The following is a 19,460-nucleotide window of genomic DNA, read 5'->3' as shown; positions in this document are numbered from 1 at the left end:
CAGTTCAGGCGGCTGCGCTCAATCGCTCCACGTGAATATCGTCCTCGTTCACCCGGGCACTCGCTAATTCGTGCGCGACCTGCATGCGCAACAGCGTATCCGCGCTGAGGCCGAATGCCTTTTCGAAGCGGATCGACATCTCGGCCGACAGGCCGGCGCGGCCATTCAAAAGGGTGCTAAGCGCCTGACGCGTGACGCCTAGGCGACCGGCAAGCTCGGTGACGCTCAAGCCGCTCGGTTCGACGATTTCCGTGCGCAGCCATAGTCCGGGATGAATATAATTTGAGGGATGAATTTTAATCGCCATCAGTGATAATCCTCCAGGTCCATATCCGCGATCAGCCTCTCATCCGTGATGCGGAACGTCAGGCGCCAGTTCTTGGTGACGATCAGCGACCACGTGCCGGCACGATCACCCGTGAGCTGGTGCGCGCGCCAATTGGGCGGAACGCGCAACTCCTCCTGCCTATCAATCGCGGCCAGATAGGCGATCATTTTGCCCAGTCGATCGACGATGCTCGGGTTGAGGCCTTTGGCTCGCCCCGTTTCAACAAACTGTTTGAGCGCCTTGTGGCGGATGCTCTCGATCTGCACAGGTCACGTTATCGCCAAATGCAGAGTGTGTCAAGTGAAACTTGACAAGCTACAGTCGCGGCAGCGTCACGCCCTGCTGACCCATATATTTGCCGGCCCGGTCCGCGTAGCTGACTTCGCACGGCTCGTTGCCAGCCAAGAACAGGAACTGGCAGGCGCCTTCGTTGGCGTAAATCTTGGCGGGCAGCGGCGTGGTGTTGGAGAATTCCAGCGTCACATGACCCTCCCAGCCGGGCTCCAAGGGGGTCACGTTCACGATGATGCCGCAGCGGGCGTAGGTCGATTTGCCGAGGCAGATGACGAGCACGTCGCGGGGCACGCGGAAATATTCGACGGTACGCGCGAGCGCGAAGCTGTTCGGCGGGATGATGCAAACGTCCGTCTTCCGATCGACGAAGCTGTTGGCGGCGAAGTCCTTCGGGTCGACAATCGCATTGTCGACATTGGTGAAGATCTTGAACTCATCGGCCACGCGCGCGTCATAGCCATAGCTGGACAGGCCATAGCTGATGCAGCCCTCGCGCCGTTGGCTCTCGACGAATGGCTCGATCATGCCGTGCCCAAGGGCCTGCTCCCGAATCCAGCGGTCCGACAAAATCGACATGGCAAGCCTCCCACCGCTTCCTTCGACGCTCAGCGTGCGCCGGTCAATCGCGGCTGCAGCAGCGCCTGGGCAGGCGCGCCGAGGATCTTGGTGCGGAGCCGGGCCGAGGCTTCGTTGATCGGCTTGGGCAGGCGCAGGAAATCGCCGGGTGCCATGCCGAGGAACTCCTGCGCGTCGCGGTTGAAATGCGAATGGTCGTAATAGCTGCCTTCGATCCGATCTGCCCATCGCTCGCCATTGGCCTGCGCCACAGCCATCAGTGACCGGAGGAAACGCGCCCGGCGCACGAGCAGCTTCGGCCCGAAGCCGAAAGCCTCCAGCGCCAGCCGGTGCAAGGTGCGGTGCGAGATGCCGAGCCGCTCAGCCACCGCTGCGACTCCGCCCGGGAGCGGTTTCATCAGATCATGATGAACCCGCACCACCCGGGCTTCGCCGGGCCGTGCCCGACCGAGCCGGGCGAGAAAGAAGGCGTCGAATATCTCGTTCACGCCCTCGCCCCCGGCCGTCGCCAGTTTCGCCTGCAGGTCCGCCGCGGCACTACCGAGCAGCTCGGCCAGTTCCGAGACCCTGTCCGCGAAGGCGTAAGCGGGCGCCCGCATCAGCCGGTACCAGCCCAGCGGCGTCAGACCGGCCCCCGCCACCATGCCGCGACCGCTCGCGCTATAGCCCGCATGGCTGGTCGGCCCGAACAGCGCCGCCTCCGGAACCGTGAATTGCTGGCTGCCGATCCGGACGGTCCAGTCGCACGGCTGCACGAGCAAACGGATGTTGGCCCAGGCGGGGAAGAAGACGTCATGGTGCCGGTCACCCGTGGGCGGCGCGGTCGCATAGAGATGATAGCCGGACACGTAATCCCGCAGGCGCGGGTCGGGCATCCAATAGTCGAGGTGGAACCCGGCAGGCCGCATCAGCTTATGCCGCTCTATTCGAGACCCAGATCTGCCGGCCCGAAGGCGTGGGGGAGCAGCTCGGACAGGCGATAGCTCGCCACCCTATCGCCTTCCGCAGCCGCGCAATGGACCAGCAGGTCGCGCCCGCCGAGCTGTGCGGCCTCGTTCAGCACCTGGCGGCAGCGTCCGCACGGGCTCACCGGCGCGGTTCCTGAGAGGCCTCCGTCGGTTATGGCGCCACCGATCACCGCCACCTCGACCACGTCGCGCAGCCGCCCGGACGCATTCGCCGTCGCGAGCGCCACGGTCTCCGCGCAGAGCGAAAGGCCGTAGCTCGCATTCTCGAAATTGCAGCCGGTGATCACGCCGCCGTCGGTCATCAGCAACGCCGCGCCGACGCCGAAACGGGAATAGGGCGCATGCGCGTTTCGCGCCGCCGTCCGCGCGGCTTCGATCAATTCTTCTCTGGTCATCCCAACATCCGTTCGTTTCGAGCGAAGTCGAGAAACGGGCATAGCACTCGAACGCGCTTCTCGACTTCGCTCGAAGCGAACGGGCCCAGCTTGGTCAAGCCCTACCCCTTGATGTGCAGCACGCAGATCAGCGTGAACAGCCGCCGCGCCGTGTCGAAATCGACGTCGATCTTGCCGGCGAGCCGCTCCTGCAGCAACTCTGCCGCTTCGTTGTGGATCGCCCGCCGGGCCATGTCGACGGTCTCGATCTGCTGCGGCGTCGCCTGGCGGATTGCCTGGTAATAGCTGTCGCAGATCGCGAAATAATCCTTGATAGGCCGCCGAAAGCGGCCGAGCGCCAGCACCAAAGTCTCGAGATGCGAGCTGTCCTCGCGGAAGATGTCGAGCGCCAGCCGCCCTTCTTCTACCCGCAGCTTTACTCGATATGGGCCTTGGTACCCATCGGCATGTTCCCGCTGCGGCGCGAAGCGGTTGCCCTCGAGCAGGTCGAAGATCGCGATCCGCCGTTCCTGCTCGACATCGGCCGAGCGCCACAGGATGGTGCGCTCGTCCAGCTCGATATCGATGATCCGTGGGTCGGCCATGCTGCACCGCATCTAGCCTTCAAGGCCAAGGCTGCGAAAGCCGGAATCCGTCGCAGGTTTCGGGCATTCTGGCGCTCGCTCGATGCTGGCGCGAGAGCGCTCAAACCATGCACCGAACGATCCACAGCCTTGTCGGCTTGAGCGCGAGTCCGGGCGGGCGCATGATGCGCCGATGCCCGAGCTCAAGCTGATTCACGACGCGACCGTCGAACCGCAGACCCTGCCCCACAATATCGAGGCAGAGGCGGCGCTGCTGGGCGCGTTGATGATCGACAATCGCCTCGTCGAGGACGTGCAGCTCAAGCTCAAGGCCGAACATTTCTACGAGCCCATTCACGGCCGCATCTACGATGCGATCCTGAAGCTGGTCGATCGCAACATGGTCGCCAATCCGGTCACGCTGAAGCCGATGTTCGACGGCGATGAAGGCATGAAGGAGCTGGGCGGCCCGGCCTATCTTGCCCAGCTGACCGGCAGCGGCGCCGCGCTGATCGGCGCCCGCGACTTCGCCGAGCAGGTCTATGACCTGGCGCTGCTCCGCGAGCTCGTCGGCGTCGGGCGGGAGATGGTGGAGAACGCCCTCGATACGAGCGAGAGCGTCGATCCGAAGAGCCAGATCGAACAGGCCGAAGTGGCGCTTTACCGCGTCGCCGAACAGGGGGGGGAGCAAGGCGGCACCAAGAGCTTCCTGCAGGCGACACGGCTCGCCGTCGCGCAAGCCGAAAAGGCGCAGAATTCGGGCGGCCATATCTCCGGCGTCACCACCGGCCTGGAGGACGTGAACCACCGCACCGGCGGCCTGCAGCGGTCCGACCTGCTGATCCTCGCCGGCCGTCCCGGCATGGGCAAGACGTCGCTCGCCACCAATATCGCGTTCAATGCGGCGCAGCGCTGGCGGCGAGACCTGCAGGACGGCATCGATCCCGCCAAGTCGCTCGGCTCACCGGTTGCCTTCTTCAGCCTCGAAATGTCGGCCGACCAGCTGGCGACGCGTATCCTGGCCGAACAATCGGGCGTGGTCGGATCGAAGATCCGATCGGGTTCGCTCAGCCGTGACGAGTTCAATCAATTTGCCCGCGCCGCCGCCGAGCTGGAGGATCTGCCGCTCTTCATCGACGACACGCCGGGCCTCACCATCGCCGCGCTCCGCACCCGCGCGCGGCGGATGAAGCGCAAGCACGGCATCGGGCTGATCATCGTCGACTATCTCCAGCTGCTGACCGGCGGCGGCAAGAACAGCGGCGACAATCGCGTTCAGGAAATCTCGGAAATCAGCCGCGGCCTGAAGACGCTCGCCAAGGAACTGAACGTGCCGGTGATGGCGCTGTCCCAGCTCAGCCGGCAGGTCGAACAGCGCGAGGACAAGAGGCCCCAGCTCTCCGACCTGCGCGAATCTGGCTCGATCGAGCAGGATGCCGACATCGTGCTCTTCGTTTATCGCGAGGAATATTATGTCGCCGCGCGCGAACCGAAGGGCGACTCTCAGGACGGAAAGACGGCCGAGGCCTATAACGCCTGGGTGCAGGAAATGCAGGACGCTTTCCAGAAGGCGGAGCTGATCATCGCCAAGCAGCGCCACGGCGCCACCGGCAAGGTGCGGCTGAAGTTCGAAAGCAGCATCACCAAGTTCAGCGACTATATCGACGACGCCTATCTGCCCCAGCAGATGGGCTAGGCGTCACATCGGTGGCAGCACCGCAGTCTCGTTCACCGTGTTGGTGGTCGCATTCTGGGTTGTGTTGGTGAGTTCAGCCCTGAAATCCTTCATGTCCGAGATGAACTTCTTCACATAGGCTCTTACTTCGTCGGGCGTGACGCCCTGTTCCAGCTTCTGGTTGACCAGACCGCGCATGCCGTTGAACGAGCAGTAATAGGCGTAGTTATTGATGATGCTCGTGGCGTCCGCGTAGCTCTTGACCTTGCCGGACTCGATGCTGTCGCGATATTCGGTCTGCTTGGTCTTGACGGCCTTTTGCAGGGCCGGAAGATCGGTCGCGACAAGGAACGAGGCGTCATAGTTCCTGATCGTCGCGTCGAGCAGGCCAAAGCCTGCACCGATCCCGCCCGTTACGCCCGTGCCGGCCTTGGCGAGCGCAAGCGCCGCAGACACCGCCGCTCCGACATCGTTCGCCGTATCGCGTCCAAAGCTGCGCGTCTTGCTGCGCAGCGTGATGCGGCGAAAGAAGGTGTCACAGTACAGATTGGACAGCGCGTAGCCGGCTTGCAGATGCTCGTTGATCGCTGCCTCGCCGGGATTGTCCTTGAATTTGTGGCAGATGAACTGCCCCACCCGCTTTTCTTCCAAGTTCTTGGGATCGCGATAGCGGCGATAAGGGTAGACACTCCGCTCTTGGAAGCTCGGCTGAGTATAGGCGCAAAACGGGATTGTGTCGTCGCGGGTATAGGCTTCGCCCAGCTTGTTGATCAGTGCGATCCCTTCGGCGCCGACCAGCGTGGGGTCGGCCTCCATTGTCGGCGTGAACGGCTGCCCGATGCAGCCGGTCAAGATCGTGCAGGCGAGTGCAGCAGCGACAGCTTTCATGACGTTTCCCCCTGTTGGAGGGGAGATTTTCGTGGATCGTCGCTCCCGGCAAGCCGCGTCTGATCTGATTTGGAGCAATCCTTTCAGATCATTGCTTTAGTCGGTTTCTGACCTTGCGAATGGCGGTCGAGCGCAGCGGCGGCGAGCGCTCCGGAGACCAGGGCGCACCAGAGCCAGCCGGCATGGCCAAGACCCATGTCGATGATACGTCCGACCGGGTTCTCGGTCGCCATCGATCGTTCGACGATCCAGGCGAGTGCGGCAACCGCCGCAAAGCCTGCCCCCACGGACCTTACCCCCGGATGGAAGCGCGTCCTGGCCAGCAAAACCAGTGCCGGCATCACGGCGGCAACCACCATCAGTTGCACCAGCTCGATGCCGATGTTGAAGCCCAGGATCGACTTGGCCTTTTGCAGCGGGTCGAGGCCGAAGCGGCCGATCAGGGTGGCGAAGGCGAGGCCGTGGACGAGGCCGAAGCCGGCGGCGATCCAGGCTTCGCGCCCAGCGAAGAGCGGACGCCAGGCGTGGATCGCCGAGATGAGGATCGACAAGGCGATGCCGATCTCGACAGGCTGGGCGGGCAGCTGCCAGCCGAAAAAGGCGCCGCCGATCAGCGTCAGCGAATGGCCGATCGTGAAGGCGGTCACGACGGCCACCAAGCCGCGCAACGTGTGGCGCAATCCGCCATATCCGTTCCAACGCCGCCCCGCCGCGAGCACGGGCGCTGGCAACAGCAACGCGATCAGGAACAGCAGGTGGTCATGGCCTTCGGCGATATGGTGCATGCCCAGCCGAATGGCGGAGGCAAAGCCGCGCCAGTCGCTGCCGGCTCCGCGATCGACGCGCAGCGACATGGCCCCGCTCTGCAGGCCGCCCAGCATCTGAGGCCGCTCCGAGAGGTGGCCACCGGCAAAGTCGTTGCGCGCGACGACCAGCACGATGTGGTTCGGCACCCGGTCGATCACGGCGCGATAGTGGAGGTCGAAGGCGCGGGGTGAGGCGCCGGGCGGCGGCAGCAACAGGAAGCGCGCGCGCAAGTCCGCCGGTCCCGCCTCATGCACCACGTCCAGGCCGGTGAGCCTTACCTGCCAGCCGGGCACCGCCATGCGCTCGACAAGATAGCTGCGCAGCGCCGCGTCGCGCACCGGCCCGAGCCGGTCCGGAACCTGCCGCCGCAGCGCGAAGCTGAGCTCCGCCAGTGGGATGATAGCCTCGGCTTCAACCCGGTCCGCGCCGAAATCGAGCCGGATCTCGGAATTGGGCGTCAGGTGCGCCGCTGCCGGCAGCGCGCCGAACAGCAGCGCCAAGAGCAGGACCAGCAGCGCCTTCAATGGCCGTACCACAACAGGGTGGCGGTGGCGTCGAGCGCGTGCGGGTTGAGCGCCAGCGCTTCGTCCTGCTCTGCCTCGGCCGCGCCGCTGTCGCCGAGCAGTGCATGGGCACGGGCGGCAACCAGATGCTGCTCGGCCGATTGCCAGCTGGACCCGTTGACCGCGTCGATGATCTTCAGCGCTTCGGCCGGCCGGTTGTTGGCGATCAGCGCCCAGCCGAGCGCGATCGCCGTGGCGCCGTGCGGCCGCAGCGCGAAATCGCGCCGGGCGAGCTCCAGCGCCCGCGCGGGCGTGCCGAAGGCGAGTTCATGTTCGACGGCGTGGCCCAGCGCGGCTTCGGGCAGCAGCTTCAGCCGCTCCGCCCAGCCTTGCGCGGCGCGGCCTGCCCAAAGCTCCGTTCCTGCATAGTCGCCGGCGGCACGATAGAGGCTGGCGATCGCGTCCCGCAGCGCCGGGTCGTCGTTGCGCCGGGCAACGGCTTCGAAGGCGCGGATCGCTTGCCTGGTGCGGCCGCGCAGCGCCTGCATCTGCGCGCGGTGCGCGGCCACCAGCCACCAGCGGGGGAAGCGGCGGTCGGCTTCCCCGAAAGCCGCTTCCGCGGCATCCCAACTGCCCCGCTGCAGCTCGATCGTGCCGCGCAACAGCGCGATCTGCGCCAGCATCTGGCCAGTCAGCAGCCCCGATCGTTCGATCCGGTTCAACAAGCCCAAGGCTTGCTCAGGCTGACCGGTCTTGGCGAGGAAGATCGCCATGCGCTGGTCCGGCTGCGGCAGCGCCGCATAGGCGGCCACGGCGGCCCGGTAGCGGCCGCGATAAAAGGCGATGTCGCCGCGTAGTCCCGTGAGGCCCTCCCGCACCTCTGCTTCCGGCGGCACCGCATAGCGGTCGATCGCCTCCAGCATGCGCTCAGTGAGCGCCAGCCGGTGAGTGCTCAGCGCGAGCGCCGCCTGGCTCAGATGCGGACCCGAGCCAGGTGTGGCTGAGGCCAGGCCCGCGCTCAGCTGCTGCTGCGCCTGGACATAATCGCGGAAATCGCCGCTCAGCCGCGCCCGCGCGATCAGCTGGTGCGCGATCCGCTCGCGCATCAGCCAATCGTCCGGTTGTTGGTCGGCCAGTGGGCGCAGCCCGGCGATCAGCCGATCGATATGCGCGATCGCCGCGTCATAGTCGCGCGCGCCGGCACTGCTCTGGCGGATCGGCGCCTCGATCCGGGGCGGCGCGCTCCACTTCTCGGCAAAGCGCGCCGCGGCGAAGATCAGCACGGCCGCGAACACCAGCCAGACCAACGCCCGCTCGGCCAGCGGGCGCTGGTCGACCCGCATCAAATCGGCGTCGCGCACATGTTCAGGCTCAGCCGCTGGAAGTCGTCGGCCAGGCTGTTGGTGAGCCCGGTCAGCGTCGACCTGATGTCGCTGGTGAACTTGCCCGCGGTGTCGTCCGACGGCTTGGAGTCGTTATACGGATTCTTCTGCGAGCTGGAGATCAGCGCCGTGGCGACCGCCGGCATGCCCATCCGGTCCACACTCGTATAGGCGGACGGCGGATCGGTGCGGAAGTTGAAGTTGGTGCCGTTGGCCGGTGGCATCGGCGGGTTGCCGTTCGGCACGCCCAGATACGGGAAGGTGCTGCGGAGCGTCTCCTCGTTGCCCGGCGGGTCGAGCGGCAGGCTGGCGAGCAGATTGGCCGGATGCTTGGTCAGGTCGAGGAACAGCACGGCCAGCGTGATGTCGATGACCGGGTCGTTCAGCTGCCGTCCGTTCGGGAAGCCGTTCGGCTTCGTGACGTCCAGCTTCACCGTATCCGGGATGATCAGGTTGGTGACGCTGGTGCCGAGCGCGACCTGCTGGTTGAGGCAGCGCGTCACGTCGAAGCTGGTGCCGGTGATCGTCGGGCTCGGCGTCGGTGTCGCGGTCGCGACCGGCGCCGGACGGGGACCTGCGCCGCCATCGCCGCCCCCGCAGGCGGACAGGGCGGGGAGGGTCAGCGCGAGGGCGAGAAGCGGAAGGCTACGCATCACTTTTGTCCCCCGAAGCGCGCCGTCTCGGCCCAAATGTCGAGCGGCTGATTGTTGTTGAGCACGGCGGAGCGCGGCATTTCGATCACGATCGACGTGTCATTCTGGTTGCGGAAAAAGTCGCGCGTGTTGCGGATCGCGAGCGTGCCAGTCGATCGCGTTTCGCGGAAGCCCAGGAGATCGAAAAAGAATGGGTCTTCGAAAATGCCGCCGATAACCTTGACTTCGCCCTGCTGCAGCACGGTTTGAACGGGGCCCACGACTGGCGCGTTGGTGCCAGGAATGCCGGTGCACTGCATTCCCGGGGACTGGCCGTCAAAGCCGAAGCGACACCGGATTTGAATCTCCGGATCGGTGCGCGCGCCGGCGTTCGAGATGTTGATCGTGTAGAGCACGTCGCGATCATAGGTTGGCGGCATGTTGTTCGGCTGCGGTCCGGCAAAGGTCAGCGCCACGATGATCGACGTCGGCGTGTACCAGGCGAACACGTCGGCGATGTCGGCCGGCACGTCCGGGATCGGATCGAAATCCTTGTCCGTGCGGGTCGGCGGATCCAGATGGTCCGCGGCGCGCGTGGCATAGTCGGTCGATACCAGCACGGCAGGGATCAGCGCCAATGCGCCGCCCAGGCCAAGCCATGTTCGCAAAGCAACCATTGCTGAGACTCCCCTGTATCAGTGTGGCACAGTCAGCCACGAGAACGACCAAACGGCAAGTGCAAACACGACGAAAGCAGCGTTCTGGTTGACCAAGATACGGCCGCTCGCCCATAGCGGATGCATGGCAAGCCAAGCGGACGCGGATGTCGCCGCCCTGTCCTTCGAAGATGCGCTGAAACGGCTGGAGGCGATCGTCTCCCGGCTCGAGAGCGGCGATGCGTCGCTGGACGAGTCGATCACGCTTTATGCCGAAGGGGACAGGCTGCGCGCCCAGTGCGAGGCGCGGCTGCAGGCAGCCCAGGCGCGGATCGAAAAAATCACCCTTGGTCAGGATGGGCAGCCTGTCGGCGTCCAGCCGTTCGACGCTGGCTGAGCCGGTGGCGCGGGGGGACGAAAACCTCGGCGAGGCGCTTGCGTCCATCGCGGCCGATATGGACCGCGCGTTCGACCTGCTGCTGCCCGTTCCCGACGACGCACGCGCGCGCCTGTACGCGGCCATGCGTCATGCTACGATCGGCGGCGGCAAGCGGCTGCGCCCGCTGCTGGTTTGCGCGGCGTGCGACCTGTTCGCCGTCAGCCGCGATGCGGCACTGCGGGTGGCGACCGCGATCGAGTGCATCCATGTCTATTCGCTGATCCATGACGACCTGCCCGCGATGGACGATGACGATCTGCGCCGCGGCAAGCCGACGGTGCACAAGGCGTATGACGAAGCGACCGCGATCCTGGCCGGCGACGCGCTGCATGCGCTCGCCTTCGAGATCCTCGCCGACGCGGCGACCCATGCCGATCCGTTCGTCCGTGCCGAGCTGTGTCTCGAGCTGGCGAGCGCGAGCGGCCCGGCAGGGATGGCCGGCGGGCAGATGATGGACCTGGTCGCCGGCGGCACCGCAATGGATCTGGCGACCGTCACCCGCCTCCAGCAGTTGAAGACCGGCGCCCTGATCGGCTTCTGCCTGGAGGCTGGGGCGATCATGGGCCGGGTGCCGCAGGAGGGGCGGACGCGGCTGCGCGGCTATGCCCGCAATGTCGGCCTCGCCTTTCAGATCGTCGACGACCTGATCGACGTCGAGGGCAGCGCCGAACAGGCCGGCAAGGCGGTCGGCAAGGACGCGGCCGCCGGCAAGGCGACCTTCGTCTCGAATCTTGGGGTTGATCGCGCGCGCGAGCAGGCGCGCATGCTGGTCGACCAGGCCGTCGAATATCTGCATGAGCATGGGCCCGAGGCCGATCTGCTGCGCGAGATTGCGCGTTACATCGTCAACCGGGATCGATGACATGAGAGTGGGGGTCTATCCGGGCACGTTCGATCCGGTCACTTTGGGTCATATGGACATCATCCGCCGCGGCGCGAAGCTCGTCGACCGGCTGGTGATCGGCGTCACGACCAACCCTTCCAAATCGCCGATGTTCACGCTCGAGGAGCGGATGGCGATGGTCCGCCGCGAAGTGGATGGGGAGGGATCGTCGATCGACGTCGTCCCTTTCGATTCCCTGCTGATGACCTTTGCCGAACGCCAGGGCGCGTCGGTGATCGTGCGCGGCCTGCGCGCGGTCGCCGATTTCGAATATGAATATCAGATGGCGGGCATGAACCAGCAGCTGAACGACCGCATCGAGACAGTCTTCCTGATGGCGGACGTGTCGCTGCAGCCGATCGCCTCACGGCTGGTCAAGGAAATCGCGATGTTCGGCGGCGACATCTCCAGGTTCGTGACGCCGACTGTGCGCGATGAAGTGGTCGCCCGCGTCGAACGGCTTGGCCGCAAGGGCTCGTGACGTTATTCAGCCGCCGCTAAGCCGCCACAATCTACGGCCAACCCTTCTCCCGATCACCGGAGTTTCGTGCATGCGCTTCGTTGCCGCCCTTCTTGTCCTGCTCGGCGCGCTGTTCGCCACCAGCGCCTATGCGAAGAAGAAGGCCGCGCCCGCACCGGCGGCAACAGTGGCGACGCCGGTGCCGGCGCTGACGCCGGAGAACACGTGGGTGCTCGACCTTTCCACCGGCGGCCGCGTGCTGGTCCAGCTCCGGCCGGACAAGGCGCCGAACCATGTCGAGCGGATCAAGACGCTCACCCGCGCCGGCTTCTACAACGGCCTGATCTTCCACCGTGTGATCGACGGATTCATGGCGCAGGGCGGCGACCCGAAGGGCACGGGGGAGGGCGGCTCGCCGCTCCCTGACCTGAAGGCGGAGTTCAACGACCTGCCGCATGTGCGCGGCGTCACCTCCATGGCGCGCGCCGATGGTGAGGATACCGCCAACAGCCAGTTCTTCATCATGCTGATGCCGACACTGCGGCTCGACAATCACTATACCGCGTTCGGTCGGGTCGTCTCCGGTATGGAATATGTCGACGCGCTCGAAAAGGGCGAGCCGCCGGTTACTCCGTCGCGCATCGTCAAGGCCTGGATTCAGGCCGATGGCGAGAACGCCCCGGTGCGCCCGCTGCCCGCGGTTGCAGCGCCGGCACCAGCGCCCACGCCCGCGGCAACTCCCGCTCCCACCCCGACGCCCGAGACGCAGAACTAGGCGAGGAAAGCGCGAAGCACGAAAGCAGGCACATTGCGCGTAGACCTGTTCGACTTCGAGCTGCCCCCCGAACGGATCGCGCTTCGCCCCGCGGAGCCCCGCGACGCGGCCCGGCTGCTCCTCCTCGACGGCACGCGCACTGCCGATCATATCGTCCGGGACCTGCCGACGCTGCTGCGCCCCGGCGACTGCCTCGTATTCAACGACACGCGCGTCATCCCCGCCCAGCTCGAAGGCCGGCGCGGTGACGCACGCATCGGCGCGACGCTGCACAAGCGCTACGATCTGCGCCGCTGGCACGCGTTCGTCCGCAACGCCAAGCGGCTGCGGATCGGCGATACGATCGATTTCGGCGCGGATGTTCAGGCAGTGGCCGAGCGCCGGGAGCCGGACGGCAGCTTCCTCCTGGCCTTTGTTGGCGACGAGCCGGTCGAAGTCCTGCTCGACCGCGCCGGCCGGATGCCGTTGCCGCCTTATATCGCCAGCAAGCGTGAGACGGACGAGCGGGACCGCGAGGATTATCAGACGATGTTCGCCCGAGAGGAAGGCGCCGTCGCCGCACCGACTGCGGCGCTCCATTTCACGCCGGAGCTGATGGCAGCCCTCTCAGTCGCCGGCATTGGCCACGAGACGCTGACCCTTCATGTCGGCGCCGGCACGTTCCTGCCCGTCAAGGCGGAGGACACCACCGAGCACCGGATGCATGCCGAATGGGGCCGGATCGACGCCGCCACTGCCGAGCGCCTGAACGCAGTGCGTGCGCAAGGCGGCCGCATCGTCGCCGTCGGCACCACCAGCCTCCGCCTGCTCGAAAGCGCCGCCGACGAAAACCGCCGCATCGCCCCATTTGAAGGCGACACGGCGATCTTCATCACGCCAGGCTACCGTTTCCGCGGCGTGGACGGCCTGATGACCAACTTCCACCTGCCCAAGTCGACCCTGTTCATGCTGGTCTCGGCACTGATGGGGCGCGAGCGGATGCTGGCGGCGTACGAATACGCGATCGCCAGCAGTTACCGCTTCTACAGCTATGGCGACGCTTCGCTGCTGCTGCCTTCACGCCCGTCAGGCGAGGACGATGCGGGTTCGGGCCGAGCGGCGGCGTGCCATGCCGCCGACCACGCCCAGGCCGCCGATCATCAATGACCAGGTCGCAGGCTCCGGCACGGACGAGAGTAGCTGGCTCTGGCTGTTGGGCGAATAGAGCAGCTTGAGCTGGCCGGTGGGCGCCGCCCAGGCGCCGCTCGTCACCTTGCCCAGATAGCTGGTGGCGAGTGCGCGGGCGCCGTCGCTGTTACCGCCCGACGATCGGAAAGTGCCCGTCGCGAAGTCGTAGGTCGGGCCGGTCTCGTTGGCGATTTCCCACACGGCCAGCTGAACCGCGGCGGCCGTCTCGGCCTTGTTCGACGACAAGGCGATCAGCGGATCGGCATGGGCAAGCAGGGTCAGCAGCTGGTTCTGCTTGGTCGCGTTCGGCACCAGCGTCGAGACGCTGGCGAAGTCGAACACCGCCGGTTGCAGCGTGTGGAAGATGTCGACGCAATAGGTCAGGAAGCTGGTGGCCTTGCCGGTCGCCAGATCGGTGCCGTTCAGGCGAAAGCGCCCGATGCCGACGTTCAGCGACAGGTTGGTCGGCGTGTATTTGATCGTGCCGGTGAGCGAGCCCGGCGCCCAGTTATAGCTGTTGATCTGATAGGCGGCCTCGGCGCTGCCCGGCAGCGCGAGGGCGAGAGCGGCAGTGGCGAGAGCGAGCTTGATGCGCATGATGAACCCCTGAAAAGCAACGACGGGGCATCATCGGGCAAACCGCACGCCATGGCGCGCCCTGGTCCTGGTTAACGCCCGTCCCGGTTCGGGACGTGCCGGAGTGGGACAGACGTGAGTCGGACTCACCGCTTGGGGCGCTTTGCCTGCTCTTCGTAGGCGCGTTTGAATTCTCTGGCGAAGACGTCCATGAACGCCTCGTCGGAGCCTTGGGCGACGCCGCCGAACTCCGCGCGGCGGAGGATCGCAGTCGGGGAGAAGCGGTCCAGCGTCGCCCGCAGCGCGCCCTGCATCGCCTTCAATGTCGCGACCTGATGCGCTTGAAGGTCCAGGAACGCGTCTTCGATGGCCCGTTCGGCCGGCATGAAGGCGCGCTCCGCCGGGTTGAGCAGCTGCACCAGCGCCTGTTCCGGCGTGCGTGCGGATTTGATCGGATTGTTGCCGTCGAACTCTAGGCTGGTAGTTTGTGCGCCGAGCTGCGCCTTCGCGCGTGCGCGTGCCTCGAGCATCACGACCAGGCGGGCAACCAGCCGCCGCAACAGCGCGCCTGCGCCGGTCAGCGCCTCGTTCTCGGGCAGCTAGACGTCCTGTCGCGCGAGACCGGCGCCGCCGCTTCCTGCAGGTACGCTTGCCGATGGCGAAGGCCCGGTGCTGTTCCGCATCTGGGATCCGCGCGTGCTGCCCGTGTTCCTCAGGGCCAGCGAGGCCGATCACCTGCAGCAGCTTTATGCCCGCGGCCCGGCCTATATCGTGCCGGCGGGCGAGCAGCTGGAGCGGCTGAGCTGGCGCTCCGGTCCAGTCGGCGCCGATGACCTGGAGCCAGCTCGCCGCCGCGGCGCAGCCCGCCTGAACGTCACATCCAACTGCGATGAAGGTGCTATGAAAACGGGGCGCCGCCATAACCGGCGACGCCCCGCTCAGTCAGGCAATCGCATCAGGCGTAGATGAAGTCCTGCGCCAGGTTGATGGTCGGTGTGCCCACCAGGTTGACGAAGAAATCGGCTTGGCCATTGCTGTCGGTGTCGATCCGCAGCTGGCCATTCACATAGCTGATATCGGCAGCATCCACAGAGGTGAAGGACGACATGTCGATCTTGTCGCCTTGGCTGGACTTGAAGTCGAGGATGCTATCGATCGAGGTGTCGACGACCGCCTTGCCGGTCGCATCCACGCCGGAATAGTTCGCCAGCACGAAGACGTCGGCACCAGCGCCCCCAGTGAACTGATTGTCCGCCTGGTTGCCGTTGATCCGGTCGTTGCCGAAGCCGCCGATCGCATTCTCGACGATCGCGCCATAGGCGATGCCGATGTTGTTCTCCATCAGCCAGTCCTTGCCGACCACGTCGGACCAGGGCACGCCCTCGTTCACGCCTTCGCGGCCGCCGAAGTAAAGATCATAGGCGGCAGTGCGGGCGGCGAGGCCCAGATCGGCATTGTTGGCATTCACAAAGGCGAGGTAATCGGCCGGCGGCAGCGTCGACGGATCCTTGCCGGCAAAGGCAGGGTCGTATGAGCCGAAGCCGCCCGCGCTGCTATAGGCGCCTTCGCGCAGGTCGATGATCGACGGCGTGTAGAAGCCCGACAGGTCGAGCGTGTCCTTGCCGCCGGCATCCCAGATCGAGAAGACCGCTGCCATCTTGCCGTCGGCAAAGCGCATCGCGTCATTGGTCACGTCGGCGGTGGCATTGAAGCCGTACGTCGTATCGCCGGTCCGCGTGGTCGTCTCGGCGCCGTATTTCTGCTGGATCACCCAGATATCGTGCACCATCGGCGTCGACGGATAGATGACGCGCATCAGGTTCCAGTCGACGACGTTGTTGCCGGTCTCGTAGCTGTCGAAATACGACATGATCGTATATTGATGGCTGTCCTGAAAGTAGAAGGCGTCGCCTTCATAGGTGATCGGATCGGGCTGGCCGTCGCCGTCATTGTCGTCGCCGAAATTATACTCGCCGGGATGGCTGAGCCCCAGCGAATGGCCAAGCTCGTGATTGAGCGTCTGCAGGCCATATTGGCCGGAGCGCAGATCGGCGTTGCTGGTGTTATAGCGCGGGTCGGCGATCCAGACGTCGCTCGATGCGCGCTTATAGGCGCCGCCCTGATCCGGATAATAGGCCCAGGCTTGGGCGGGTCCGGTCGTGGTGTTGGCGAGCCAGATGTCCACGCCGCTCTTCGCCCAGTCGCTCACGCCCTTGCTGGACATGGTGACTTCCTTGAAGTCCGCCGTGATCAGCTCGTCCCAATTGCTCACCGCGATCCGGGCCGCAGCCTTCTGTGCCTCGGTGAAGGGCGTATAGCCCTTGCCCTCGCCCGAATGCGGGTTGTTGTTGACGCCGACCGCATGGTTCGCGTCGAAGAAGCCGAAGGTGATCACACCGTCGTTCGCGCTCGACAGGTAAGTGCCCGAGTCGAGTTGGGTGCGCACATTGTTGTCGCCGGGACGTGACGGGTCCCAGTCGCCGGTCAGGCCGAACACCGTCTTCCCGCGCAGCACTTCGCCCGCGGTCGCCAGGTCCGGCAGCCCGCGTGTGGTCGCATGCGGGTCATGCGTCCACGCGAAGTTGAAGTTGCGCGCGTCGGCCAGTTCGCCGCTCAGCGCGATGCTGTCGGTATTGTCCGTCGTCGTGGTCGTCGTCTTGGCGCGCGCGAAATTGGTGCCGCTGCCGAACGTCTGTGTTTCCTTTACTCGAGCCACATCACTCTCCCATCCAGCCGATGCTGGTAAGCCCCACCGCCTGTGAGAGGAGTTGATCGGCAAAGAAAAGGTAAGTCAACCATTGACTTAACCGAAAAGAAGAGCGGGTACTTCGGACTCAGCCGATCTGTACGCCCTTCCAGAAAGCGATCCGGTCGCGGATCTCCGCAGCCGCGGGCTTGGGATCGGGATAATACCAGGCGGCGTCCCTGTTCTCGGCGCCCTCCACGACGATGCTGTAGTAGCTCGCGACGCCTTTCCAGGGGCAGGTCGTCTGCGTGTCGCTGTCGCGCAGATAGCCGGAATTGACGGCGGAGCGGGGGAAATAATGGTTGCCTTCAACGACCACCGTTTCATCGCTGTCGGCGATAACCGTGCCGTTCCACACTGCCTTTGGCATTGTCGGTCCTCCGTTCAGGCCGCGCGGCGAGAGAGCGCCGCCGACGCTTCGTCGATCAGGCTCGCGATGATCTGGGCGACTGGCTCCTCGCTTTTCACCATGCCGACCGACTGCCCCGCCATCAGCGAACCATGTTCGACATCGCCGTCGATGACCGCGCGGCGCAGCGCGCCCGCCCAATAATGCTCGATCTGCAGCTGCGCCTCGGCCATTTCGACCTGGCCCGAGTCGAGCAAACCCGCCACTTCGCGCTGCTTGGCGGTGAACAGCTCGGTGCCCGAATTCTTGAGCGCTCGGACGGGGATCACCGGCAGGCGCGGATCGACCTGCACGCTCGCCACCGCGTCGCGGGCGGAAGCGCGGATGAACGCCTTCTTGAAGTTCGGATGCGCGATGCTCTCGGTCGCGCAGACGAAGCGGGTGCCGAGCTGGACGCCGGCCGCGCCCATCTCGAGATAGCCGGCGATCGCCTCGCCCCGGCCGATGCCACCGGCCACGAAAACGGGAAGCTGCGCGGCGATTTCCGGCAGGATTTCCTGCGCCAGGACGGAGGTCGAGACCGGGCCGATATGGCCGCCCGCTTCCATCCCCTCGATGACGAGCGCGTCAACGCCTGATCGGATCAGCTTCTTCGCCAGGCTCAGCGCGGGGGCGAAGCAGATCAGCCTGGCGCCGCTTGCCTTGATGGCTTCCAGACTGCCCGCCGGGGGCAGTCCGCCCGCCAGCACCACATGGCCGACGCCATGCCTGGCGCAGACCGCGATCAGCTCCTGCAGCTGCGGGTGCATGGTGATCAGGTTGACGCCATACGGCCGGTCGGTCAGCGCCTTGGTCGCGGCGATCTCCGCGTCGAGCAGTTCCGGCGACATCGCCCCGCATGCGATCAGGCCGAAGCCGCCGGCGTTCGACATGGCAGCGACCAGATTGCGCTCCGACACCCAGGACATGGCGCCGCACATGATCGCGACCTCCGAGCCCAGAAAGTCGGTGCCGCGCGCCATCAACTGGCGCAGCCGCGCCTCGCTCACGCAGCAACCTCGGCGTCGAGACCGTAGGCGGTGTGCAGCACGCGCACGGCGAGTTCGGTATAATCCTCCTCGATCAGCACCGACACCTTGATCTCGGACGTGGTGATCGCCTGGATGTTGATGCCGCGGTCGCCCAAAGTCTTGAACATCTTGGCGGCGACGCCTGCGTGGCTGCGCATGCCGACGCCGACGATCGTGATCTTGGCGACATTGGTGTCGTGGACGAGGCGGGCATAGCCGATCGTCTCCCTGGCCTTTTCCAGCAGGTCCAGTGAGCGGGCGAGTTCGGCCGCCGGTACGGTGAAGGTCACGTCGGTCGACCCGGTATCGTGCGCGATGTTCTGCACGATCATGTCGACATTGATGTTGCCATCCGCCAGCGGCGCGAAGATCGAGGCGACCGCGCCCGGCCGGTCGGGCACGTCGGTCAGGGTGATCTTCGCTTCGTTCTTGTCGTGGGCGATGCCGGTGATGAACTGCCGTTCCATATCTTCCTCGATCTCGTCGTCGCTGACGATCAGCGTGCCGGGCTTGTCCTCGAAGCTGGTCAGCACCTGCAGCCGGACATTTTCCTTCATCGCAAGCCCGACCGAGCGGGTCTGCAACACCTTGGCGCCGACGCTGGCCAGTTCGAGCATTTCCTCGAACGTGATTTTCTTGAGCTTGCGGGCGCGCGGCACGATGCGGGGGTCGGTCGTGTAGACGCCGTCCACATCGGTATAGATGTCGCACCGATCGGCCTTCATCGCCGCCGCGACCGCCACTGCCGAGGTGTCCGATCCGCCACGGCCGAGCGTGGTCACCCGCTCGCCCGCTGCCACGCCCTGGAACCCCGGGATGACCGCGACCTGGCCATCGCCCAGCGCCGCATCCAGCGTCGCCGTGTCGATCTCGGCAATGCGCGCCGAACCATGGCCGTCCGACGTGCGGATCGGCAGCTGCCAGCCCATGAAGCTGCGCGCCTTGACCCCGATCGCCTGCAGCGAGATCGCGAGCAGGCCGCTCGTCACCTGTTCGCCCGACGCCACCACCACGTCATATTCGCGCGGATCGTAGAGCGGCGAGACTTCGCGGCAGAAGCTGACCAGCCGATCGGTCTCGCCGGCCATGGCCGAAACGACGACCGCGACCTGGTTGCCGGCCTCGACTTCGCGCTTCACGCGCTCGGCAACCGCGCGAATTCGCTCCACCCCCGCCATCGAGGTGCCGCCGAACTTCATCACGATACGGGCCATGTCGGTCAGAGCGCTCCCTTCGGGGGCGGGTGTTAACGTGGAAATACCGCAATGCAACAAGTCCGGTCCGGGCTGGGCTCATCGAAGCCTTCCCTTTCCTTTCGGCGCAGAAAG

At 65.7% G+C, this 19,460-nt stretch carries 24 protein-coding genes; 7 read left to right on the top strand and 17 right to left on the bottom strand.

Annotated elements, in window-relative coordinates; all coding sequences use genetic code 11:
- Positions 1-4: 4 nt before the first annotated feature.
- The 6 genes from HJG53_RS06825 to HJG53_RS06800 all read right to left on the bottom strand — a co-directional run bounded on the left by HJG53_RS06825 (position 5) and on the right by HJG53_RS06800 (position 3,145).
- On the bottom strand, positions 5-307 hold the full coding sequence (locus tag HJG53_RS06825; protein WP_171128867.1) for a HigA family addiction module antitoxin: 303 nt from the start codon (positions 305-307) through the stop codon (positions 5-7).
- A complete protein-coding gene (locus HJG53_RS06820) occupies positions 307-594 on the bottom strand; it encodes a type II toxin-antitoxin system RelE/ParE family toxin (protein WP_171128864.1) in 288 nt (95 codons plus the stop codon). The genes HJG53_RS06825 and HJG53_RS06820 overlap by 1 nt, the downstream gene beginning before the upstream one ends.
- 49 nt (positions 595-643) lie before the next feature.
- Positions 644-1,198, bottom strand: coding sequence for a dCTP deaminase (dcd, locus tag HJG53_RS06815; RefSeq protein WP_171128862.1), 555 nt, complete (start codon positions 1,196-1,198; stop codon positions 644-646).
- Positions 1,199-1,227: 29 nt separating this feature from the next.
- Entirely contained in the window at positions 1,228-2,106 is an 879-nt protein-coding gene (locus HJG53_RS06810; RefSeq protein ID WP_171128860.1) for a helix-turn-helix domain-containing protein, read from the bottom strand.
- 14 nt (positions 2,107-2,120) lie between these two features.
- Positions 2,121-2,561 carry a cytidine deaminase gene (locus HJG53_RS06805; RefSeq protein ID WP_171128858.1) on the bottom strand — a complete coding sequence of 147 codons (441 nt, stop codon included), beginning with the start codon at positions 2,559-2,561 and terminating at the stop codon, positions 2,121-2,123.
- Between the two features lie 101 nt (positions 2,562-2,662).
- On the bottom strand, positions 2,663-3,145 hold the full coding sequence (locus HJG53_RS06800) for a UPF0262 family protein (RefSeq protein ID WP_171128856.1): 483 nt from the start codon (positions 3,143-3,145) through the stop codon (positions 2,663-2,665).
- Positions 3,146-3,317: 172 nt separating this feature from the next.
- Here HJG53_RS06800 and HJG53_RS06795 point away from each other — a divergent pair, with 172 nt between their 5' ends.
- Positions 3,318-4,820, top strand: a complete 1,503-nt coding sequence (locus tag HJG53_RS06795) for a replicative DNA helicase (RefSeq protein ID WP_171128854.1) — start codon at positions 3,318-3,320, stop codon at positions 4,818-4,820.
- A 3-nt stretch (positions 4,821-4,823) separates the two neighbouring features.
- Here HJG53_RS06795 and HJG53_RS06790 read toward each other — a convergent pair whose 3' ends face one another.
- The 5 genes from HJG53_RS06790 to HJG53_RS06770 form a co-directional block, all read right to left on the bottom strand.
- Positions 4,824-5,687, bottom strand: a complete 864-nt coding sequence (locus HJG53_RS06790; RefSeq protein ID WP_171128852.1) for a hypothetical protein — start codon at positions 5,685-5,687, stop codon at positions 4,824-4,826.
- Between the two features lie 83 nt (positions 5,688-5,770).
- Complete coding sequence (locus HJG53_RS06785; RefSeq protein ID WP_171128850.1) at positions 5,771-7,018, bottom strand: HupE/UreJ family protein; 1,248 nt, start codon at positions 7,016-7,018, stop codon at positions 5,771-5,773.
- A complete protein-coding gene (locus HJG53_RS06780) occupies positions 7,015-8,358 on the bottom strand; it encodes a hypothetical protein (protein ID WP_171128848.1) in 1,344 nt (447 codons plus the stop codon). Before HJG53_RS06780 ends, HJG53_RS06785 begins: the two co-directional genes overlap by 4 nt.
- On the bottom strand, positions 8,340-9,032 hold the full coding sequence (locus HJG53_RS06775; protein ID WP_217352671.1) for a DUF4331 family protein: 693 nt from the start codon (positions 9,030-9,032) through the stop codon (positions 8,340-8,342). The genes HJG53_RS06780 and HJG53_RS06775 overlap by 19 nt, the downstream gene beginning before the upstream one ends.
- A complete protein-coding gene (locus HJG53_RS06770) occupies positions 9,032-9,688 on the bottom strand; it encodes a DUF4331 family protein (RefSeq protein WP_171128844.1) in 657 nt (218 codons plus the stop codon). Before HJG53_RS06770 ends, HJG53_RS06775 begins: the two co-directional genes overlap by 1 nt.
- A gap of 124 nt (positions 9,689-9,812) precedes the next feature.
- Between HJG53_RS06770 and HJG53_RS06765 the strand changes: the two genes are divergently transcribed.
- The 5 genes from HJG53_RS06765 to queA all read left to right on the top strand — a co-directional run bounded on the left by HJG53_RS06765 (position 9,813) and on the right by queA (position 13,370).
- Positions 9,813-10,064, top strand: coding sequence for an exodeoxyribonuclease VII small subunit (locus tag HJG53_RS06765; protein WP_171128842.1), 252 nt, complete (start codon positions 9,813-9,815; stop codon positions 10,062-10,064).
- Between the two features lie 58 nt (positions 10,065-10,122).
- Positions 10,123-10,968, top strand: a complete 846-nt coding sequence (locus tag HJG53_RS06760) for a polyprenyl synthetase family protein (protein ID WP_254447631.1) — start codon at positions 10,123-10,125, stop codon at positions 10,966-10,968.
- A gap of 1 nt (position 10,969) precedes the next feature.
- Positions 10,970-11,470, top strand: a complete 501-nt coding sequence (gene coaD / locus HJG53_RS06755; protein WP_171128839.1) for a pantetheine-phosphate adenylyltransferase — start codon at positions 10,970-10,972, stop codon at positions 11,468-11,470.
- 70 nt (positions 11,471-11,540) lie between these two features.
- Entirely contained in the window at positions 11,541-12,224 is a 684-nt protein-coding gene (locus HJG53_RS06750; RefSeq protein WP_171128838.1) for a peptidylprolyl isomerase, read from the top strand.
- Positions 12,225-12,257: 33 nt separating this feature from the next.
- Positions 12,258-13,370, top strand: coding sequence for a tRNA preQ1(34) S-adenosylmethionine ribosyltransferase-isomerase QueA (queA, locus tag HJG53_RS06745; protein WP_171128837.1), 1,113 nt, complete (start codon positions 12,258-12,260; stop codon positions 13,368-13,370).
- Here the strand turns inward: queA and HJG53_RS06740 are convergent.
- Both HJG53_RS06740 and HJG53_RS06735 read right to left on the bottom strand, forming a co-directional pair.
- On the bottom strand, positions 13,290-13,988 hold the full coding sequence (locus tag HJG53_RS06740) for a PEPxxWA-CTERM sorting domain-containing protein (RefSeq protein ID WP_171129673.1): 699 nt from the start codon (positions 13,986-13,988) through the stop codon (positions 13,290-13,292). The genes queA and HJG53_RS06740 overlap by 81 nt on opposite strands.
- 125 nt (positions 13,989-14,113) lie before the next feature.
- Complete coding sequence (locus tag HJG53_RS06735) at positions 14,114-14,548, bottom strand: type VI secretion system-associated FHA domain protein (protein WP_368039545.1); 435 nt, start codon at positions 14,546-14,548, stop codon at positions 14,114-14,116.
- A gap of 88 nt (positions 14,549-14,636) precedes the next feature.
- Between HJG53_RS06735 and HJG53_RS06730 the strand changes: the two genes are divergently transcribed.
- Positions 14,637-14,936, top strand: a complete 300-nt coding sequence (locus tag HJG53_RS06730) for a hypothetical protein (RefSeq protein WP_171128835.1) — start codon at positions 14,637-14,639, stop codon at positions 14,934-14,936.
- Here HJG53_RS06730 and HJG53_RS19095 read toward each other — a convergent pair.
- From HJG53_RS19095 to HJG53_RS06710, 4 genes are all read right to left on the bottom strand, one after another.
- Positions 14,923-16,683: a M10 family metallopeptidase gene (locus HJG53_RS19095; RefSeq protein ID WP_171128834.1), complete on the bottom strand. Its 1,761-nt coding sequence runs from the start codon at positions 16,681-16,683 to the stop codon at positions 14,923-14,925. The two genes, HJG53_RS06730 and HJG53_RS19095, sit on opposite strands and share 14 nt — an antisense overlap.
- Positions 16,684-16,801: 118 nt before the next feature.
- Positions 16,802-17,083 carry a DUF427 domain-containing protein gene (locus HJG53_RS06720; RefSeq protein ID WP_171128832.1) on the bottom strand — a complete coding sequence of 94 codons (282 nt, stop codon included), beginning with the start codon at positions 17,081-17,083 and terminating at the stop codon, positions 16,802-16,804.
- A 14-nt stretch (positions 17,084-17,097) separates the two neighbouring features.
- Positions 17,098-18,111 carry an NAD(P)H-dependent flavin oxidoreductase gene (locus tag HJG53_RS06715; RefSeq protein ID WP_368039524.1) on the bottom strand — a complete coding sequence of 338 codons (1,014 nt, stop codon included), beginning with the start codon at positions 18,109-18,111 and terminating at the stop codon, positions 17,098-17,100.
- The gene (locus HJG53_RS06710; RefSeq protein ID WP_171128830.1) at positions 18,108-19,346 is read right to left on the bottom strand and encodes an aspartate kinase; all 1,239 of its coding nucleotides are present in this window, start codon (positions 19,344-19,346) and stop codon (positions 18,108-18,110) included. Before HJG53_RS06710 ends, HJG53_RS06715 begins: the two co-directional genes overlap by 4 nt.
- Positions 19,347-19,460 lie beyond the last annotated feature (114 nt).

This window comes from Sphingomonas sp. ID1715, assembly GCF_013044515.1.
GTDB lineage: Bacteria > Pseudomonadota > Alphaproteobacteria > Sphingomonadales > Sphingomonadaceae > Sphingomonas_B.
This window is presented reverse-complemented; position numbering and strand designations above follow the sequence as displayed.